This is a genomic window from Geodermatophilus sp. URMC 62 (assembly GCF_052931475.1).
Map to the genome: position 1 here is coordinate 2,106,908 of NZ_JBRFHY010000001.1, position 19,279 is coordinate 2,126,186.

17 protein-coding genes and 1 pseudogene are annotated in these 19,279 nt (G+C 72.7%); 4 read left to right on the forward strand and 14 right to left on the reverse strand.

Features of this window, described 5'->3' with window-relative positions:
* Positions 1 to 9: 9 nt before the first annotated feature.
* Positions 10 to 912 carry a hypothetical protein gene (locus ACU616_RS10105; RefSeq protein WP_446761470.1) on the reverse strand — a complete coding sequence of 301 codons (903 nt, stop codon included), beginning with the start codon at positions 910 to 912 and terminating at the stop codon, positions 10 to 12.
* Between the two features lie 42 nt (positions 913 to 954).
* Positions 955 to 1,107 (reverse strand): annotated as a pseudogene (locus ACU616_RS10110) (hypothetical protein); the annotation flags it as partial.
* 38 nt (positions 1,108 to 1,145) lie between these two features.
* Here ACU616_RS10110 and ACU616_RS10115 point away from each other — a divergent pair.
* Entirely contained in the window at positions 1,146 to 1,709 is a 564-nt protein-coding gene (locus ACU616_RS10115; RefSeq protein WP_446758331.1) for a dTDP-4-dehydrorhamnose 3,5-epimerase family protein, read from the forward strand.
* An 11-nt stretch (positions 1,710 to 1,720) separates the two neighbouring features.
* Here the strand turns inward: ACU616_RS10115 and ACU616_RS10120 are convergent, their stop codons facing one another.
* From ACU616_RS10120 to ACU616_RS10170, 11 genes are all read right to left on the reverse strand, one after another.
* The gene (locus ACU616_RS10120) at positions 1,721 to 2,743 is read right to left on the reverse strand and encodes an NAD-dependent epimerase/dehydratase family protein (RefSeq protein WP_446758332.1); all 1,023 of its coding nucleotides are present in this window, start codon (positions 2,741 to 2,743) and stop codon (positions 1,721 to 1,723) included.
* Entirely contained in the window at positions 2,731 to 3,438 is a 708-nt protein-coding gene (locus ACU616_RS10125) for a PIG-L deacetylase family protein (protein ID WP_446758333.1), read from the reverse strand. Before ACU616_RS10125 ends, ACU616_RS10120 begins: the two co-directional genes overlap by 13 nt.
* 1 nt (position 3,439) lies before the next feature.
* Positions 3,440 to 4,246: a sugar phosphate nucleotidyltransferase gene (locus ACU616_RS10130; RefSeq protein ID WP_446758334.1), complete on the reverse strand. Its 807-nt coding sequence runs from the start codon at positions 4,244 to 4,246 to the stop codon at positions 3,440 to 3,442.
* Positions 4,247 to 4,727: 481 nt separating this feature from the next.
* Positions 4,728 to 5,945, reverse strand: a complete 1,218-nt coding sequence (locus tag ACU616_RS10135) for a hypothetical protein (RefSeq protein WP_446758335.1) — start codon at positions 5,943 to 5,945, stop codon at positions 4,728 to 4,730.
* Positions 5,946 to 6,151: 206 nt separating this feature from the next.
* Positions 6,152 to 7,102: a glycosyltransferase family 2 protein gene (locus tag ACU616_RS10140; RefSeq protein WP_446758336.1), complete on the reverse strand. Its 951-nt coding sequence runs from the start codon at positions 7,100 to 7,102 to the stop codon at positions 6,152 to 6,154.
* Positions 7,103 to 8,547: 1,445 nt separating this feature from the next.
* Entirely contained in the window at positions 8,548 to 9,297 is a 750-nt protein-coding gene (locus tag ACU616_RS10145; RefSeq protein WP_446758337.1) for an SDR family oxidoreductase, read from the reverse strand.
* Positions 9,298 to 9,523: 226 nt separating this feature from the next.
* Positions 9,524 to 10,909, reverse strand: a complete 1,386-nt coding sequence (locus ACU616_RS10150) for a sugar transferase (protein WP_446758338.1) — start codon at positions 10,907 to 10,909, stop codon at positions 9,524 to 9,526.
* A gap of 458 nt (positions 10,910 to 11,367) precedes the next feature.
* Entirely contained in the window at positions 11,368 to 12,624 is a 1,257-nt protein-coding gene (locus ACU616_RS10155; RefSeq protein WP_446758339.1) for an IS256 family transposase, read from the reverse strand.
* A 464-nt stretch (positions 12,625 to 13,088) separates the two neighbouring features.
* Positions 13,089 to 13,997 carry a PP2C family protein-serine/threonine phosphatase gene (locus ACU616_RS10160; RefSeq protein ID WP_446758340.1) on the reverse strand — a complete coding sequence of 303 codons (909 nt, stop codon included), beginning with the start codon at positions 13,995 to 13,997 and terminating at the stop codon, positions 13,089 to 13,091.
* Between the two features lie 86 nt (positions 13,998 to 14,083).
* Positions 14,084 to 14,722 carry an LCP family protein gene (locus ACU616_RS10165; protein ID WP_446758341.1) on the reverse strand — a complete coding sequence of 213 codons (639 nt, stop codon included), beginning with the start codon at positions 14,720 to 14,722 and terminating at the stop codon, positions 14,084 to 14,086.
* A gap of 21 nt (positions 14,723 to 14,743) precedes the next feature.
* Positions 14,744 to 15,166: a hypothetical protein gene (locus tag ACU616_RS10170; RefSeq protein ID WP_446758342.1), complete on the reverse strand. Its 423-nt coding sequence runs from the start codon at positions 15,164 to 15,166 to the stop codon at positions 14,744 to 14,746.
* 422 nt (positions 15,167 to 15,588) lie between these two features.
* Here ACU616_RS10170 and ACU616_RS10175 point away from each other — a divergent pair, with 422 nt between their 5' ends.
* On the forward strand, positions 15,589 to 16,908 hold the full coding sequence (locus tag ACU616_RS10175; RefSeq protein ID WP_446758343.1) for a UDP-glucose dehydrogenase family protein: 1,320 nt from the start codon (positions 15,589 to 15,591) through the stop codon (positions 16,906 to 16,908).
* Between the two features lie 20 nt (positions 16,909 to 16,928).
* On the opposite strand, the gene ACU616_RS10180 is transcribed toward ACU616_RS10175, so the two are convergent.
* Positions 16,929 to 17,114, reverse strand: coding sequence for a hypothetical protein (locus ACU616_RS10180; protein WP_446758344.1), 186 nt, complete (start codon positions 17,112 to 17,114; stop codon positions 16,929 to 16,931).
* A gap of 183 nt (positions 17,115 to 17,297) precedes the next feature.
* Here ACU616_RS10180 and ACU616_RS10185 point away from each other — a divergent pair, with 183 nt between their 5' ends.
* On the forward strand, positions 17,298 to 18,155 hold the full coding sequence (locus ACU616_RS10185) for a hypothetical protein (protein WP_446758345.1): 858 nt from the start codon (positions 17,298 to 17,300) through the stop codon (positions 18,153 to 18,155).
* Positions 18,156 to 18,230: 75 nt separating this feature from the next.
* Entirely contained in the window at positions 18,231 to 19,277 is a 1,047-nt protein-coding gene (locus tag ACU616_RS10190) for an alpha-hydroxy acid oxidase (protein ID WP_446758346.1), read from the forward strand.
* The last annotated feature ends 2 nt before the right edge of the window (positions 19,278 to 19,279 follow it).

Consider the following 19,279-nt stretch of genomic DNA (forward strand, 5'->3'; position numbering starts at 1 on the left):
ACGACGAGCTCATCCTGTCCGGGCAGGCAGGAGGGCCTCCACCGACAGCCAGCAGGCACCGGAGCGCTCCACCTCCGGGAGTCCCGAACGGACCTCGTCCAGCAGATCAGGCAGGAACAGGAGCACCTCGTCAGGGCAGGTCGCCACGAGCTCGGCCGGCCCGATCACGGGCATCCCCACTCCGGGGATCACTCGGCCCTGCTTGGCGGGCGATGCATCGGCCACCGCCGGGAGCAGGTCCGGGCCGATGCCGGCGGCCACCAGCAACGGGACCGCCCGTGACGCCGCGCCGTATCCGATGACCCGCCGACCGGCGGCCGCCGCCTGCTGCAGATGGGTCCGCAGCGCCGTGACGCCCGCAGACACCGACTCCGCCAGCACGGTCAACGCCGCTCGTGGGACGTCATCGGGGAGGCTGACCGGTGCTGCGTCCGGCGGCAGTGCGCTGTCGCGGCGCGCCGCCAGCAGACGGGTGCCGCCGTAGAGCGGGTGCAGCACCGAGGCCACGACGGTCAGGCCGCACTCGGCCAGCTGACGGGCGGCCACGGCGGTCGACGGGTAGGCGTGGTGCCCGTGACGGACCGCATTCCACTGTCCGTGCTCGACCACCGTCTCCAGCGGCGGGAAGACCAGCACCAGCACGCCGTGCGGGGTCAGCGCGTCGGCCCGGCGCCGTAGTCCCGCCCGCTGGTCCTCCTCGTGCATGAGCCCGAAGACGTCGATCACCGCGTCCACCGGCCCGGCACGATCGTCATCCCGTACGTCCAGGCCCGCGGCGTCGAGCAGGTGCACCCAACTGCCACCGTGCGGACTGCCGAACTCCCGCGCCGATGTCCCGGGCACGAGGAGGCTCTGGTCCAGCGCCCACCCAACGGAGTCCCGGGCGTGCGCGGTCAGCGCGGCCGGCTCCACCGCACGAGGCTCCTGCGGCACGGGCGAGCGGTCGGGCAGTTGCACGAGCCCGCAGCCGTCGCAGGCCCACAGCCTGAGTGGGTGCACCGGGGCCGGCGGGTCACCCGGCAGCGGGAAGTCGTCACAGGCCGGCTGCAGCCCCAGGTCGAGGACGGCCTCCCCGTGTGGAGAACCGCACCATCGGCACGACGCCATCGACGTCACCGGCCCCTCCCCCGCGCCACACTGCACGCGTGCTGATCGAGCGCTCGGAGCTTGCCGACGTCGTGTGCTTCCTCCCCGAGACCCGGCACGAGGACGAGCGGGGCTGGTTCGTCCGCACCCTCGACGTGGCGGTGGCGGAGCGTGCCGGCGTGGACGCCCGGACCTTCCTGCAGGACAGCCAGTCGCGGTCGCGTCAGGGCGTCCTCCGCGGCATGCACGGCCGGGCCGGTGCCGGCGAGGCCAAGCTGGTCCGCTGCGCGCGTGGAGCCGTGCTCGACGTCCTCGTCGATGCCCGGCCCTCCGCGCCGAGCTTCGGGCGCAGCGCGGCGTTCCGGCTGGACGACGAGACGGGACGACACCTCTACGTGCCCCCGGGGTTCCTCCACGGGTTCCAGGCGCTCACGCCGGAGGCCGATGTCTGCTACCGCATCGACCGCGAGCACGACCCGTCGGAGGACCTCGCCGTCCGCTACGACGACCCGGACCTGGCGCTCCCCTGGCCACTGCCGGTGACCGCCATCTCCGCTCGCGACGCCGCCGCCGGTACCTGGCAGGACCTGGTCCAGCGGCTGGACGGTGCCCCCGGCCACTGAGGCGACAGCACTCAGCGCCACCGCATGTCCTCGGTGAGCCGCCCCTGGTGCTGCAGCTGCTTCAGCCACGCCAGCCGGGTGAACCGCTCGCGCAGCATCGACCGGGTCAGCCCGTACCGGCGGTAGGCCGTGGCGAGTTCACGAGCGCCCTCCAGCGTCGTCCAGGCCGGCTTGAACGCCGGCACCGCCTCGGCGATCCGGCGGAAGTCGACGCGGTAGGAACGCGGGTCGCCGCCGAACTCACCGGAGATCCGCACCGTGCTGCCGGGAACGGCCTCGGCGACGACCCCGGCGATCTCGGCCACCCGTCGGTTCTCGCTGTCCATCCCCACGTTGAAGGCCCGGTCGTGGACCGCCTCCCGGGGTGCCTCCAGGCAGGCGAGGAAGGCCTCGGCGATGTCTCGGGCGTGGACGAGCGGCCGCCACGGGGTGCCGTCGGACCTCACCACGATCTCTCCGTCCAGGACGGCGGAGGCCACCAGGTCGTTGAGGACGATGTCGGCGCGCAGCCGCGGCGAGAAGCCGAAGGCGGTCGCGTTGCGCAGGGACACCGGTTCGAAGTCGTCGTCGGCCAGGTCGTGGAGATCGGACTCCACGCGCACCTTGCTCTCCGCGTACGGCGTCACTGGAGCCAGTGGTGCCGTCTCGTCGAGCGGGTCCTCGGTCCCGGAGGCCCCGTAGACGCTGCACGTGGAGGCGTAGAGGAAACGGCGCACGCCGGCGTCCCGGGCGAGGCGGGCCAGGCGGGTGCTCGCGGCGTGGTTGATGTCGAAGGTGACCTCCGGAGCCAGGCTGCCCAGCGGGTCGTTCGACAGCGCCGCCAGGTGACAGACGGCGTCGAACCCGGTCAGGTCGTCGACGGTGACGTCCCGGAGGTCCCGCCGGACCAGCGGTGGCCGCGTCGGCTCCGGCCCCAGCGTGGCGCCCGTGAAGAGCCCGCTGTCCAGCCCCACGACGTCGTGGCCGGCACCGGTGACGACTTCCGCCATCACGGTGCCGAGGTAGCCCTCGCTGCCGGTGATCAGGACGCGCACGGGACCTCCTGGTCGGAGCGGGTCGCGGGAGGTAGCCCCACGACGATCTTGTCGCACCAGTAGGCCTCGGCGTACCGCTGATGGCACTCGACGCCGCGCAGGCGCATGAGGCCGAGGAACGCCTCTCGATCGAACCAGTCGCGGTCCCGCTGGGACGGGTAGTGCTCGGCCAGCAACTCGATCTTGCGCGTGGCCACCTCTGCGGGCACGGGCAGGTGCACGGCCGGCCGGCCGAGATCGCCGTCCCACTTCGCGATCTCATAACCGAGTACCAAGTGGTCGCGGAAGACCGTCGGCGTGAGCTCGGCGACCAGCCGGTGGTCCTGGTGGAGGTCCTGTCGACAGGGGCTCAGGACGAGGTCGGCACCGCCGGCCGCTCGTGCCCGAGCGCCCGCCTCCTCCAGCGCCTCCTTGACCGCGTTCCAGTGGGCCGGCAGCCGGCCGTCGGGCAGGTCGAGCACGGTCACCTCGAGCTCGAGTCCTCCACTGAACGCCTTGAGCGACGCATGGGCCTCGGCTTCCCGGTCGGGTGTCGAGGACAGCACGAGGACCTGGAGCAGGGCACCGGGGCAGGACGCGGCGAGCTGCAGGAGGAGGGCACCCGCTCCGATCTCGACGTCGTCGCAGTGGGCCCCGAGGGCCACCACGACAGGGGGACGGCCGTCCTCCCGGGTGAGCAGTGTCAGGCCGCCCACCTCAGGTCGCCGGTACGGGCGCGCGGGTGGAGTCGTTCTCCCACACCATCCACGGACGTTCCCCATGTGAGAAGAGCGTCTCAAGGTTGTTCCGCTCCTTGATGGTGTCGGTGGGGTGCCAGAAGCCGGTGTAGCGGTAGGAGAGCAGCTGTCCACGTTCAGCGAGGGCGGTGCAGGCGTCACCCACCAGGTCGCCTCCCTTGGGGATGTGGTCGAACACGCCCTGCCGCAGCACGAAGAAGCCCCCGTTGACCCACAGGTCCAGGTCGCTGGCGGCGCGGATCTGCCGGATGCGACCGCTGAGGTCGATGTCGACGCAGTGGAAGGAGGGGTCGGGACGGGCGGCGAGGAGGCTCGCCGTGGCGTCGCTGTCCCGGAACCGGTCGATCATGATCGGAAGGGGGGCGTCGGTAAGGACGTCGGAGTAGTTCGCCAGGAACACGTCATCGTCGGCCACGAGGTGTCGAACCCGACGCAGCCGCTCCCCGATCGCCGAATCCACGCCGGTGTCGACGAAGTGGATGGTCCAGTCGGCGATGTCGCTGGAGAGCAGGTCGATCCGCCGGCCGCCTTCCCTGAGCACGAAGTCGTTGCTGGCGGTCTCGCGGTAGTTGAGGAAGTAGTCCTTGATGTGGTGGGCCCCGTAGCCGAGACAGAGGATGAACTCGTCATGGCCGAAGTGGGCGTAGTAGCGCATCACGTGCCAGATGAGCGGGCGGTGGCCGACCATGATCATGGGCTTCGGGACCTCCGTCGTACCGTCCCGCATCCGCAGGCCGTACCCGCCGCAGAAGAGCACGACCTTCATGACGACGTCCCCATCGCACTGTTCTCGTACAACGCCGCGCTGTGGGAGTCGTACGGCCCGGCGCGACGACGACGTGGAGGACGGGCGCTGGCGACCCGACCGGAGAGGCAGGGTGGGCGTCGGCTGTGCGTGTCCGGGGAAGGACGACTGGCTGTCGCCAGGAGCTCCACCGACCCCCGCGCGCCTCCGAACTCCGACATGGCCACGGCAGAGATCCCTTCGTCCGCACGACGGGCGATCCCCGCACGACCGTCTGTCGTGATGGACGTCGACCGCATGAAAGACCCTGGAGGTACGGGCGGGACTGGTCAACCACTTCGCGGATGGCGGTGCGAAGCTCGGCCCCTGTGAGGGGCGGTTCGGTCCTGGCCCGCGCACCCAGCCTCGCCGGGTGCCGACCGCACTCGACCTCTGGATGACGGAGGAGGAGTGCCGCCGGTCGACTACCGGTGCGATCTCGACCTCGGTCGGCGCATCTCACCTACCGGTCGAGCACCTGCCGATGCGAGGTCCCCCTCGGGACGTCTCCCGGCGGCCGTTCCCGGCGCATGAGGGTCACGGCCTGCCACCAGACGATGGGGACGATGACCCACTGGGCGAGGGATAGACCGAGGGCCGCGCCGGGAGCCCCCCACTGGTGCAGCCCGCCCAGACCGAGGACCAGGTAGGCCGGAGCCTGCACCGCGGACGCCCAGAAGGCCTCCCGCGCGTATCCGTGGGCCCAGAGCACGACGTGAGCTCCGGATGCACACGCGAGGGCCACGACTCCGAGCAAGGTGGCCGGGAGGACGGCCCGGCCGTTGGCCCAGCTGTCCCCGAGCAGTGCCGTCCCGACGCTGTCGGGGAGTGCCACTACGGTCACGCCCCACGCCAGATCGGCCACCACTAGCACGGCGGAGACGGCCATGGCGACTCGGATGGCGCTCCTGCCCCTCAGCCGACGGCGGGAGACCTCCGGGGTGGCGAACGTCGCCATGCTGGTCCCCAGCAAGGTCAGGGGGCCCAGTACTACCAGTGCCGCTCGGATCGCGCCGACGTCGGACGGCTCACCCAGGACCCCTATGAGGAGGAGGGTCACCTGGTTAGCCCCTACGAGGCCGAAGGTCGCGGCGTAGTAGCCCAGGAGATCGCGTTGTCGGGCGAGCCAGGGGAGGCTGGTCCTGAACCGTGGGGGAGCGCCGAACTGCAGGATGCCGACGAGTGCTGCCACGAGCGCGGCGCCGCCCCACGCGAGCAGCATCGCTGTTGATGAGTCCTGGTCCACGAAGAGGGCGGCGGCGATGAAGGCGAACTGGGCAGCTCCCCAGAGGGCGTCGTTGTAGAACGCAGCTGAGGGGCGGCCCTGTGTGACGAAGACCGCTCTCCACATGTCCTGCAGCAGGAGGCCGGGGAGGAGGAGACCCATGCACACGAGGGACAGACCCAGCGGTCCACCGATGGACAGGCCGACGATCCCCGTGACGACGCCCGAGGCGATCCCGAGTAGCGTCGCCGCTCCGGTGGCAGAGCGGGCGGCGGAGGCGAACGCACCCGGCCCGACCGAGGTGTAGCGGACGACGAGGGGCTGAGCGATGAGAGCGCGACCAGCGCCGAAGAGCAGGGTGTACAGAGTGAAGGCGACGGCGAAGTCCCCGAACTCGTCAGCCGTGAGGATCCTCGCGACGAGGACGGACAGGGCGAAGTTGGTGCCGCTCGACACGATCTGGTCGGCGAGGTTCCAGCCCGCCCGTCCCGCCAGGACCCGGCTCTGACGTACCGAAGCGCTCGACCGTTCGCCTCGCCTAGTCAAGGACGGGCCCGTGCTCTGCCGTCACCGGAGCGTCAGTCGAGGAACTGGTTGACAGGGGGGCGCCGAGGGGCTGCGTCGACGGGCCGGGTCCGCGTGCCGACGGCGCTCGGCTGCGATCACACCGGCCGTCCGCGGCGACCGTCGGCCACGAGGCGTCCGGCCACGGTGGCTCGGGCGGTGACAAGGCCCACGGCGTGTGCCCAGTCCTCCCGGGCGCGGTGGATGTGACCGAGCAGGAGACGCGCCAGGGCCCGGCCGGTGTACCCGAGGCCGAGGGACGTGACGATCGCTGTGGCCGCCACGGGACGCTGGTGCTTGTGCAGATAGCGCGACATCGAACTGCCGTGGAGCCGGCCCATCTCGAGTGACGGAGCCCCCGAACCCCCGGCCGAGAGGATGGTCACATCCGTGCGCAGACGTTGGTACAGCCCGTGGGCGCGGCTCTGCCGGCCGAAGGCCACGTCGTCGTTGTAGACGTAGAAGTCCTCGTCGAAGCAGCCGAGGTCGAGAAAGGTCTGACGACGCACCGCCATGACGGATCCGGAAACCCAATCGACGTCCAGCGACTGGCCGACCTCCGGATGGCAGTAGATCCCGAGCCGGGGAAAGGCCCTGTGCGCTCCCACAGCATGCGCGATCGCGCGCGGCAACGTCGGCTCCCAGCCCCCGACTGCCCACTCGGCTCGCCCCCGGGAGTCGACCACGACCCCAGCGCTCGTCGAGCACAGGGGATCGGTCGCCACGTCCTCCACGAGCGTCGTGATGACCTCGATGTCTGGCCGGGTGTCGGGGTTGAGGAAGACGAGGAACTCCGCCTCTGAGTATCGGGCCGCGAGGTTGGCCGCGCGGCTGTAGCCGATCCCTCCTCCTCTCATGTACCGGCCGTTCGGGCGATCGAGGACGACCTGGGCGAGGCCGTCGCCGTCATCGAAGTTGTCCACCACGGCCAACGGGATGTCCGCCGGCAGGCCGGCGAGCAGCTCGGTAACCTGCGCGCGGCTGCGGTAGGCAACGATCACGAGTTCGACGTCGAACGGGCAGGTGCGCTGGCTGTGCTCCGCTTGCATCGTGTGCCGGCCTCTCTCTCAGCCGCGGACCATCGACCGAGCACCATCCACCACCGGGAGTGTGACCACAACCGGCGCATGCCCGTGCGGCGAACGTGACCGCAAGGCGTCGACCACGGCTGTCGCGCGGTCAGCAGGCGCAGGACGGCGCGGACCGTCCGCAGCAGGTTCGCCAGGTCGAGTGCGAGCGGCCAGTTCTCGACACCCCGGATGTCCAGCTCCACGGCCTCGTCCCAGCTCGAGTCCGACCGTCCGCTGACGTGCCGGCGACCCGTGGTGCCGCGCTTCGCGAGACAGACAGTGCGCTCTCCCACCCGGTGCTGTGGGGGGAGCGCCGGACCCTGACTGCAGAAGCGGACCACCGCACCGATCGTCAGGAGCAGCGGCGAGCACAACACGAGCGACGCGGCGGCGACCTCGTCGGGGATCCCCCCGTCCACCCGCCGGCGGCTGCGGAACTCCCGCTCCCGGAGCTCGATCAGCGGGACGCTCGTCGTCGGGCGGATCCGGAGTCGGTGGGGTGCCACCTCCAGCAGTCCCCGTGCCGTGAGCACGTCGCTGCCGGTCCCCTCGAGGTACCAGGACGTCCTCGTGCCTGAAGGCGAGGACGGCGGACGGGTAGCGCGTAGCGGCCTGCGCGAGGCGGGCCTCCTCTTGGTCGACGCCCGGTGTGCTGCAGAGGATGCGGACGTGCTTGGAGCCCCAGTAGCCGTAGCCGACGACAGCGATGCGGTCCCGGCTCGACGGCTCCGCCCTCGGCCCCGGGACGGCCTGGTTCAGGGCCAGGACGCGGGCCCCGCCGTCAGGTGGAGCAGGCGGGCGGTGGGTGGAGCGCCTCATCTGACACCTCCCTACTTTGGATGCGGGGCCTGCAGGCCGGGGCTGGGAGTCGATGGAGAACCGGGCCGGCCCGGCGGACGGCCGGGCACGGTCACGCGTCCGAGCGGTCGCGGCTCAGCCGAGCAGGGAGTCGAGGGCCCGGAACCGCTGAGCACGGACAGGAGCCACGTGTCCGGTGACCGGACTGCCCGGCGGACTGAGGAGGAGTGGAGAGGCGGTCCCCGAACGGGTGAGCCGCCTGCGAGCACGAGATGGCGGGGATCCCAGCGACGTACCGGGACTGAGAGCTCTCCCGCTCGGCTGGAAGCTCAACTGTCACCCTCCCCGTGCCATCGGATGCGATGGAAGTGACTGTCGGTGACCGCCGAGGCGACCACCTCTGAGGCCGGGACCCTGAGACTCCGTCTCCTCCTGGTCAACACTTCCACGGACCAGGCGATGTGACCACGGCGCTGTGTCACGCTCCGTGGTCGATGTGAGACGTGAAGGTCTGTGGTCGTCGGCGACACCTCCGGCCGGGGGAAGGCCACGGTCCGTCATGGCCGTCGAGGTGTCTCCTGAGCCGACCGACCAGCAGCTCGCCCTGACCCGGACGTCCCGGTCCTTCAGCGAGCCGCGAGGTGGTCCGTGTAGGTCCGCGGCGCGTGGCCGAGCAGCGCGGTGAGCACCCGCGGACTGCCGGTGAACCCGTGCGCGCGGTACTCGGCGAATATGGTCGTCAGGCACCGGCGGGCGTAGGAGCCGTCGTCCTCGGGCGGGGCGACGTCGACGGCGGTGACCTCCCGGCCGAGGTGCTCGCCCACAAGCCGGGCGACGTCGCGCGCGGTGAGCTCCTCGGGGCCGACCGCCTCGAAGGTGCCGCTGTCCAGGCCGTCCCCGGTGAGCAGCACGGCCGCGGCCTCGGCGACGTCGCGCAGGTCGACGAAGGACTGCGCCCGCTCCAAGCCCCAGCGGCTGCGCAGCTCGCCGGTCTGCGCCGCGGCGGCCACCTGCCCGTCGAGGTTGTCGGCGTAGGCGCACGGCTGCAGGACCCGCCACCGGGCGCCCGTGCCGGCGACGGCGTCGTCGAGCGCCTCCTCGACGCGGTCCTCGGCGGCGTGGTGCGGCATCGACCGCACCTGCGGCCGGAGCACCGAGTGGTAGACCAGCCGCGCCGCCTCTCCCCACGCGGCGGCGCGCAGCACGGCAGGTGCGGCGTCGGCCTCGCGCGGGTCGAAGTTCGGCCAGACCAGGTACAGGGCGTCGGCGCCGGCCAGTGCGGGTGCCGGGTCGCCGGCAAGGTCGGCGGCGACGACCTCCGCGCCCAGCGCCTCGAGTTCCGGCCGCGGCCGCGGGGTGGCGACGACGGCGCGCACCCGCTCGCCGCGTGCCCGCAGCGCCCGGACGGGGTACCGGTGGGTCCCCTGCGGCGGTTACGACGATCACCGGCCCGACCCTGAGATGGAGATCCCGACATCCCGGAGGGTCGAAAGGGCCGTGGCCACCGCCGGTGGCTCGCGGGTCGACGCCCGTGGGACGTCCCAGTCAGCAGGCCCCACCCTGTCCTGTCGTGGCCATGTCGTTGCGCACCGGATTGTGCGATCAGTACGCCCCCTCACCGCGGACGACGGCTCGAAGCGTCTTCCACAGGATCATGAGATCGAGTGCCAAGGACCAGTTCTCGACGTAGCGGAGGTCGAGGCGCACGGCCTCCTCCCAGGTCAGGTCGCTGCGGCCGGAGACCTGCCAGAGGCCGGTGAGCCCCGGCTTGACGAGCAGTCGGCGACGGACGGAGTCGTCGTACCGGGCGACCTCCTCGGGCAGCGGTGGGCGCGGGCCGACGAGGGACATGTGGCCGAGGAGGACGTTGAACAGCTGGGGCAGCTCGTCGAGCGAGTGACGCCGGAGGATCTGTCCGACGCGGGTGACCCGTGGGTCCCTCCGGATCTTGAAGAGCAGCCCGTCGGCGTTCTGGTTCCGAGTCCCCAGTTCCGCCCGGTATGCCTCCGCATCGGTGACCATGGTCCGGAACTTCAGCATGGTGAAGGGCCGGCCCGCGCGACCGATGCGGGTCTGGCGGAACAGTACCGGCCCCCTGCTGTCGACCCGGATCGCCACGGCCAGGCCTATGAGGATCGGGAGCGCGAGGAGTACGAGCGCGACTGCACCGATCCAGTCCAGCGATGTCTTGACCACTCTCTTGGGACCGGTGAAGTGAGGCTCCTCCACGTGCACCAGGGGCAGCCCGATGAACGGACGCATGTGCATGCGCGGGCCGGCGACCTCCATGAGGCCTGGGGCGACGAGCAGTTCCACACCCGTGCCCTCCAGCTGCCAGGACAAGCGACGGAGGTAGGCCGCAGCGGTCTCGCTGCTGCTGGTGACGGCTACCGCGTCGACCTCCCACACCGAGACGGCCTCCCGGACGTGGGCGAGGTCGCCCACCACCTGCACACCTTCGGCGCGCAGCAGCGACGCGTCGTCGGGATGTGGGACGCAGGCCGCGACGACGGCCATCCCGCAGTGTCGCTCGCGTTGCAGTTGGCGGACGAGATCGACCACCGCCCCCTCCCTGCCCACGGCGAGGACCGTCCGCATGCACCGCCCGGCAGCTCTGAGCCGGTGCACCCACCGGCGCAGCACGTAGCGCCCGACCGCGCTCATCACGACCGTGGTCGGTACGGCGATCACGACCAGGGCGCGGGACAGCTGCCAGTTCCCCGCGTAGGACGCGAACCCGATGGCGGCCAGACCGGCCAGCCCGGCGTGGAGGACACTTCTGAACTCCTCGTTGCCCGTGCCGATCGTCGAGACCTCGTAGCCGCCGCCGAGGGCCACGACTGCCACCCACACCAGGGGGAACACCGCCACCGCGATCTGCGTCGCCGGACCGACGTCGGTGCCGAACCGGACGAGGTGAGCACCGACCCCGCACACAGCGGCGGCGACCAGGTCGGACGCGACGGCCGCTGTGATGTACCGGGGCACCCAGTGCAAGGGGCGTCGATCCGGACTGCGAGCACGGAGCGGACCGGCGCCTGTCGGCATCGGTCCGAGCCGTGCGGTTCGGGCCGACGTGCCGCGGACCAGGTCGGCGAGCTCGACCGGCTCGCGGGTCCGGGGGACCTCCAACGCCACTGCACAGCCCCTTCCTGTCACTGCTGACAGGCACGGGGCAGCGCCTGGAGACGCTCCCCCGCTGCGTCCCACGCCGGACCCTGGACACTTGTGTGTCGATGTCCTCCGTGTGAGGACGTCAAGCAACCAGAAGCCGTGACCGAGCGCAACCCCCTCGAGCGCCATCACTCCTGATCAAAGACGTAAGTCCCCTGCCAGCACGTTAGGCAGCGGTAACAGAAGGTGAGGGTCGTCGACGAGCGATCGAGTGGCTACGGTCAAGCCCGCTGGCGTGGTGTGTAACGGCTACCGCGTGATCTTCACGGCGGTCAGGCGCTGAGCGCCGGGATCGTCGTCTGGGTGGTCACCTCCTCAGTGTCGTCAGTGGTGTCGGTGACGGGTCGGATGCGGCAGCGGGCGAGGACGTCGAGGCCCAGATAGCGGCGACCTTCGGTCCACTCGTCGTGCTGCTCGGCCAGCACCGCGCCGACCAGCCGGATGAGGGCGTCACGGTCGGGGAAGATGCCGACCACGTCGGTGCGCCGGCGGATCTCCCGGTTGAGCCGCTCGGAGGGGTTGTTCGACCAGATCTGCCGCCACACCTCCTTCGGGAAGGCGGTGAAGGCCAGCACGTCGGGCCGGGCGGCCTCCAGATGCTCGGCGACCTTGGGCAGCTTGTCGGTCAGGGCGGCCAGCACTCGGTCGACCTGGGCGTGCACCGAGGCGGCGTCAGGCTGGTCGTAGACCGAGTGCAGCAGCGCCCGCACCCACGGCCACGAGCTCTTCGGGCAGACCGCCATCAGGTTCGCCGCGTAGTGCGTGCGGCATCGTTGCCAGGCCGCCCCGGGCAGCGTGGCGCCGATCGCCTCGACCAGGCCGCGGTGGGCATCGGAGGTGACCAGCTGCACTCCGGTCAGCCCGCGGGCGGTCAGGTCCCGGAAGAACCCGAGCCAGCCGGCGCCGTCCTCGGCGGAGGTGACCTGCAGGCCGAGGATCTCCCGGTGGCCGTCGCCGTTGACCCCGGTGGCGACCAGGGCATGCACGTTGACCACCCGCCCGCCCTCGCGGACCTTGAGCACGAGCGCATCAGCGGCGACGAACGTGTAGGGGCCGGCGTCCAGCGGGCGGTGGCGGAAGTCGGCGACCTGCGCGTCGAGGTCGCGGGCCATCTCGCTGACCTGCGACTTGGACAGCCGGGTGATGCCCAGGGACTCGACCAGGCGCTCCATCCGCCGGGTGCTCACCCCGAGCAGGTAGCAGGTCGCGACCACGGTGGTCAGCGCCCGCTCCGCGCGCCGGCGGCGCTCGAGCAGCCAGTCGGGGAAGTACGAGCCCGAGCGGAGCTTGGGGATGGCGACGTCCAGGGTGCCGGCGCGGGTGTCGAAGTCCCGGTTCCGGTAGCCGTTGCGGGTGTTGACCCGCTCGGCCGAGCGGGCGCCGTACTCCGCGCCGCAGACCGTGTCGGCCTCGGCACTCATGAGCGTGTTGATGAACGTGGTCAGCATTTGGCGCAGCAGATCCGGGCTCGCCTGGGCCAGCTGCTCATGCAGGAAGCGGGCAGGGTCGATACTGGAAGGAGCGGTCATCGCGTCGAACTCCTGGGTCTGTGGAAGGTCTCCAGAAGATCACGCGGTGGCCGCCTCTACGTGGAAGGCCCGCTGCTCACCGGGGCCGTCGCACACCACCCTGGCGGACGCCACTGTGGCTACCGTGCCTGTCCGGTTACTCGAGGTCCTCGTCGGAGGTCGGCACAGGACTGCCACCTGCTCGCGAGTAGCGCACGACTCGGTCATCGCTTGGTGATGTCCGCCCGAGCGGCGCCTCAGCAGCGGTTCTTGGTGTCGACGACAACGGCGTCGAGCGACTCCTCGACGCGTCCTCGGCGGTGTGGTGGGCATCGCTCGGGTCTGCGGGTGCAGCACCGAGTGGTGAACCAGCCGGCGCACCCCCGCGCGGGCGGTGGCGTGTCGCACGGCCGGGGCACCCGTCGCCTCGGCCGGGTCGAAGGTCGGCCAGACCAGGTGCAGCGCGCCGGTGGCGGTCACGACGATCACCCTGCGGCCCAGGCGTCCGGGTCGGCCGGGTCCGGCGGGACGACGTCGGGCACGTCCGCCGGGCCGGCGGAGGCCGGCCGCGGCCGGTCCTGGGGGTGCAGGCGGACGGCGACCAGCGCGACGTCGTCATCGGGGTGGTGGTCGACCATTCGCTCGACGAGGGAGTCGCCCAGCTCGGGCAGCGGGCGCCCCGGCCAGGTCGTGCTGCACCGGGTGAGGCGGGCCTGGTCCTCGTCGAGGTCGGAGTCGCGCCGCTCGACGAGGCCGTCGGTGTAGAGCAGCACGGTCGAGCCCCGCTCGAGGACGGTGACCCGCTCCCGCCGGGGGCCGACCGGATCGACGCCCGGCAGCACGTCGTGGTGCCCGTCGTCGAGGACGGGCACGGCGTCGGCGAGGGAGAGCACGACCGAGGCGGGTGCCCGACGTCGGACCACCGCAGCCGGGTGGTGCCGACCGTGATCTCGGCGGGGGGCCTGTTCGAGGCGGGCGGCAGCGGCCTTCACCAGGGTCGAGGGCCGGAGCAGCCCCATCGACCCGTCGAGGTCGCGCAGGACGTCGGCCGGCCCGGCGCCGGTGCCGATGGCGATCCCCCGCAGCAGGCCGCGCAGCTGGCCCATCGTCGCCGCGGCCGCGGTGTCGTGGGCCGGTGACGTCGCCGATGACCGGCGTGGTCGCGCCGGCGGAGGAGGGGAAGGCGTCGTACCAGGCGCCGCAGACTGCGGCGGCCTCGGCGGCGGGCGGGCACCGGACGAGGATCTCGGCGTGGTCGAGACCAGCCCCAGCGCGCGGTCCCGGCCATGGAGGTGCAGGGCCAGCACGGCGCTGGGCTCCAACGCGGCCAGCAGCTCCCGCGGCTCGCCGGACGCCGCCGTGGCCAGGGCCTGCTCGCCGCTGAGCTGCAGCACGTCCCCGGTGGCGATCGTCCGGGGGACAGCGGGGATGGCGGTCCGCGACGACAGCGGGGGTGTCCGTGACGGGCGGGGACGGCGGGTCAGCGGGGTACGTCGGGCAGCGCTTCGGCGTCGAACTCGCCCGCGTTCTGCGACAGCGTGTCGTTGTGCAGGTAGGCCCACATGCGCTGGCCGGCCACGTCGTCGAGGTACACGACGCTGGCCGCGCCCTCCGTCCCGGTGCCCAGCACGGGCGCGGTGAAGGAGTCGACGGCGTCGGGACGCAGGTCGCGCATCGAGTACGCCAGCCCGAGCAGGTCGGTGTCGCCCAACGAGTCGTCGACGGCGACCGCGCTGGTCACCGCCAGCAGCGCGGCGTCGAGCCGACCCGGGTCGGTGAAGGTGTCGGTGCTCAGCGACTGGCTGAACACCGCCTCCATGAACTGCTGCTGGCGCCGCACCCGGTCAAAGTCGCCGCCGGGTAGCCCGTAGCGCTGCCCCAGGTACCAGCGCGCCTGGTCGCCGTCGAGGTGGTTGACCCCGGCCGGGAAGGTGTACGGCCCGTTGGTGGTGGTCTCGGCCACGACGACGTCGACCCCGCCCAGGTCGTCGGTGACCTGGACGATCCCCTCGAAGTCGATGGCCACGTAGTGGTCGATGCGCACCTGGGTCAGCTGCTCCACCGTCTGCACGAGCAGCGCGGGCCCACCGAAGGCGTACGCAGCGTTGATCTTGTTCATGCCGTGACCGGGGACGTCGACCTACGAGTCGCGGGGGATCGACACCAACTGCGCGTGCTGCCGGTCGCCCGAGAGCCGGGCGATCATGATGGCGTCCGATCGGCCGCCCTCGGCGACGCCTGCCTCCGCCGTCTCCCGGGTGTCGGTGCCCACCAGGAGGAGGGTGACCGGCTCGGCACCGGTCTCCGCGGCCGGCGACGCCGGCGCGGGGCGGGTGTCCTCGTCGAGGCCGGTGAACACGTCGGCGACCCGGTCGATGTTGCCCGCGTAGCGGTCGGTCAGGTACCAGAGTCCACCGCCCACCAGCACCACCAGCACGGTGAGCAGGACGCCGAGGGCGGTCAGGAAGCGCCGCAGCCCCCGGCGACGGCGGCGCGGTGCGGCCGTGGATGCGCCGTCCTCGTCGAGGACGGCCGTCGACCGGTCGCGTGCGTCGTCGCTCACCAGGCCCCCCGTGGCTGTCGGTCCCGACGGAGGTTACGGGCGGTGGGGGAGCCGCGCGGCGGCGTCCCACCCGCACGGGTGAGGTGGCGGGGCGGTCGGACGGTGTCCCTCCACCCCAGGATGGGGCAGCATGGACGGCGTGCGCGCGGTCCCGTCCCCGAAGCGGCCCCTCCGTCCCGGAGGGTGGCGACCCCGTCCGCTCACGTCCAGGGCCCGCCGGTGCTGGTGGCACCGGTTCCGCTGGGTCGGGGAGGACGCCTTCAGCGGCGCGAGTCTCTACAGCTGCCGGTGTGGCGTCGTCCGTCCCGGGCTCTGACCTCCGCTGCCCCCACCGTCCGCCCCGATCGGGTCCTCCCCAGGCGAAGCGCGGCCAGGCGTGGTGCACTTCGGAGTTGAAGTGTCCGGACCGGAGGGAGAAGTCGGTGCGCATCTCGGTCATCGGCTGCGGTTACCTCGGTGCGGTCCACGCTGCCTCCATGGCCGAACTCGGGCACCAGGTGGTCGGCGTGGACGTCGACCGGCGCAAGGTCACCGCGCTGTGTGAGGGGCGGGCCCCCTTCTACGAGCCGGACTTCCCCGAGCTGCTCCGCCACTCGCTCGGGTCGGGCCGCCTCTCCTTCAGCACCGAGGTCGCCGACGCCGCCGACGCGGACGTGCACTTCCTGTGTGTCGGCACCCCGCAGAAGCACGGTGAGTACGCCGCGGACCTGCGCTTCGTCCAGGCCGCCGCCGAGTCGCTGCTGGGGGTGCTGCGCCCCGGTCAGCTGGTGGTCGGCAAGTCCACCGTGCCGGTGGGGACCGCCGCCGAGCTGGCCGCCATGTTCACGGAGAAGGTGCCCGGGGCGCTGCTCGCGTGGAACCCGGAGTTCCTGCGCGAGGGGTTCGCCGTCCGCGACACCCTCCACCCCGACCGGCTCGTCTACGGCCTGCCCGCCGGCGAGGACGGCGCCGCTGTGGAGCGGCTGCTCGACGAGGTCTACGCGCCCATCGTCGAGCGCGGGACGCCGAAGGTGGCCACCGACTACGCCACCGCCGAGATGGTGAAGACGGCGGCCAACAGCTTCCTCGCCACGAAGATCAGCTTCATCAACGCGATGGCCGAGCTGTGCGAGGCCACCGGCGCCGACGTCAAGCAGCTCGCCGACGCCATCGGCTACGACGACCGCATCGGGCGCAGGTTCCTCAACGCCGGGCTCGGCTTCGGCGGCGGCTGCCTGCCCAAGGACATCCGCGCCTTCATGGCCCGCGCCGGCGAGCTCGGCGCCGACCAGGCGCTGACCTTCCTCCGCGAGGTCGACAACATCAACATGCGCCGCCGCATCCGCATGGTGGAACTGGCCCGCGAGGTGCTCGACGGGTCCCTCCTGGGCAAGCGGGTGGCCGTCCTGGGGGCGGCGTTCAAACCCGACAGCGACGACATCAGGGACTCACCGGCGCTCAACGTCGCCGCGCAGCTGCAGCTGCAGGGCGCCGTCGTCCAGGTGACCGACCCCGCCGCGATCGAGAACTGTCGCCGATCCTGGCCGCAGCTGGACTACGCCGACACCCCGGAGGAGGCCGCTGCCGGCGCCGACGCCGTCCTGGTGCTCACCGAGTGGCGGCAGTACCGCGAGCTCGACCCGATGGCGTTCGGGAAGGTGGTCCGCCAGAAGCGGGTGCTCGACGGCCGCAACGCCCTCGACCGTGAGGCCTGGACCGCAGCCGGCTGGACCTACCGCGCCCTGGGCCGCCGCGCCGGCTGAGGCCGCCGTCCCGTGTGCAGTCAGCCCGCGGTGGCGGTGCGCAGGTCGTCCTCGAGCCCGGCGAGGACGGCGTCCAGTTCCGGGCCGAGGTCGACGTCGCAGGGGTGCGTGCGCTCGTCGGCGAGCCGGATGCCGCGCCCGAGGACGAGGCCGAGGACCGTTGCGGCGACCAGCCAGGCCGCGGCGAGGACGAGTACGAGGGTCACCCGCTCTTCCTAGGTGCGGCGCCGTCCGGCCCGGGTGAGCCCGCGCGGGCAGATGGTGCCGAACAACCGGCACGCCGATGTGGGCTGCCGCCTCACCCATCCGGCTGGTCCCGCCCGTCCCACGGGACCCGGTGGTGTGACCACGCGGTCACGTCCGGGCCCGGACCTGCCGAGATCGGGCGTGTGTGGACGTGGATCGCCGGTGGGCTCGCCGCGTGGGTGGTCGTGGCGGTTGCGCTCGGCGTCGTCCTGGGCCGGGGCATTCGGCTGGCCGACGAGCGGTCGCCGGGCACGGGGGCCGGCCGACGGCTGACCACCGCGTCGCTCAGCGACCCCCGCCCCGCCGGCCCGGCGGGGCGGGGGCGCCTGCCCCTCCCACCATTCGGGATCGTCCTCGCCCTGGTCGCCGTGGCGCTGGAGACGGTCGGCTTCCTGTTGCGGCTCACCGGTGCCCGCGGCCAGGTCGCGCAGACCCTGTCCATGGACGCCCCCCTCTCGCTGCCGCGCACGTACGTCGCCGCCCTCTTCGCCGCGGCGGCGCTCGCCGCGGTCGCCGGAGCCGGCCGCAACCCCGGCCGGCGCACCTGGTGGCTGGCGGTGGCGGCGGTCACCGCGGGCATCGCGGTGGTCAAGGCCGGCGGCACGGTGCACGTGACGGCGGTGCACTGGCTCGCCGACCGGACGTCGTCCACCGCCGCAACGGTGGTCAGCGCCCTGCTCGCCGTCGCCGTCCTCGCGGTCCTGGCCGTCGTCAGCCGCGCCGAGCGCCGCGACCGGCGCCGGGTGCTCACCGCCCTCTGCCTCTACGCGGCCGCCTCGGTCGGGCTGTCCGCGGTGTCGGCCGCCGTCGACGCGCGCTGGACGACCGTGGCGACCTTCGTCGAGGAGACGGGGGAGGCGCTCGGCGGCGTGGCCGTGCTGGTGGCCGTGCTCGTCGGTGTCGCGCCGCGGCTGGTGCTGCCGACGTCCTGGCTGCGCCGTCGCGACGACGACCTGTCCCTCGAGGTCCCGCCGCTGCGCACGCTCGCGCCCCGGGACTGAGCGGACCGCCCGCCGCTACGCTCGGCGGCTCCCCGCGCCGGGTCACCCGCGGGCGGACGAGAGGAGGGGCGCCGGGTGCTGGGACTGCTCGCCGACCACCGGGAGACCGCGCGCGCCCGGCTCCGGCCGGAGGTCTGGGACTACTACGAGGCCGGCTCGGGTGAGGAGCTGACCCTGGGCGAGGCGGTGGCCGGCTGGCGCGAGTACCGCCTGCGGCCGCGGGTGCTCCGCGACGTCTCCACCGTCGACCTCACCACCGAGCTGCTCGGGACGACCGTGCGTTCGCCGTTCGCCGTCGCCCCGGTGGCCTTCCACGCGCTGGCCCACCCGGACGCCGAGTGCGCCACCGTCCGCGGGGCGGGGGACGCCGGCTGCCTGACGGTCGTCTCCACGCGGGCCTCGCGGACCATCGAGGACATCGCCGCCGCGGCGACCGGCCCCTGGTGGTTCCAGGCCTACCTCATGCGCGACCGCGGCCTCACCGAGGCGCTCGTGCGGCGGGCGGCCGCGGCCGGTGCCCGCGCCGTCGTCCTCACCGTCGACACCCCCTACGTGGGGCGCAAGCACCGGGTGGACGGCGTCCGCATCGCCGTGCCCGACGACGAGTACCTGGTGAACCTGGCGCAGCACCTGGTCCCGGGCGCCGTGGGCCGGGAGTCCGCGGAGCAGGACCCCTCCGCGACCCCCGACGTGATCGGCCGGCTGGCCGCGGTCGGCAGCCTGCCGGTCCTGGTCAAGGGCGTGCTCCGCGGCGACGAGGCGCTGCGCTGCGTCGAGGCGGGGGCGGCGGGGGTCGTCGTCTCCACCCACGGCGGCCGCCAGCTCGACCGGGCCGTGGCCAGCGCCCAGGCACTCCCGGACGTCCTGGACGCCGTCGGCGGGCGGGTGCCCGTGCTCGTCGACGGCGGCATCCGCACCGGCACGGACGCCCTCGTGGCCCTGGCCCTGGGCGCAGACGCCGTCCTCGTCGGCCGGCCGGTGCTGTGGGCGCTGGCCGCCGGTGGCGCGCAGGCCGTGCGCGACGGTCTCGACGCCCTGGCCGACGACCTCGCGCACGTCCTCGCCGTCGCCGGCGCCGCCCGCCCGGCCGACCTCGACCCCAGCACGGTCACGACCGGCTGAGG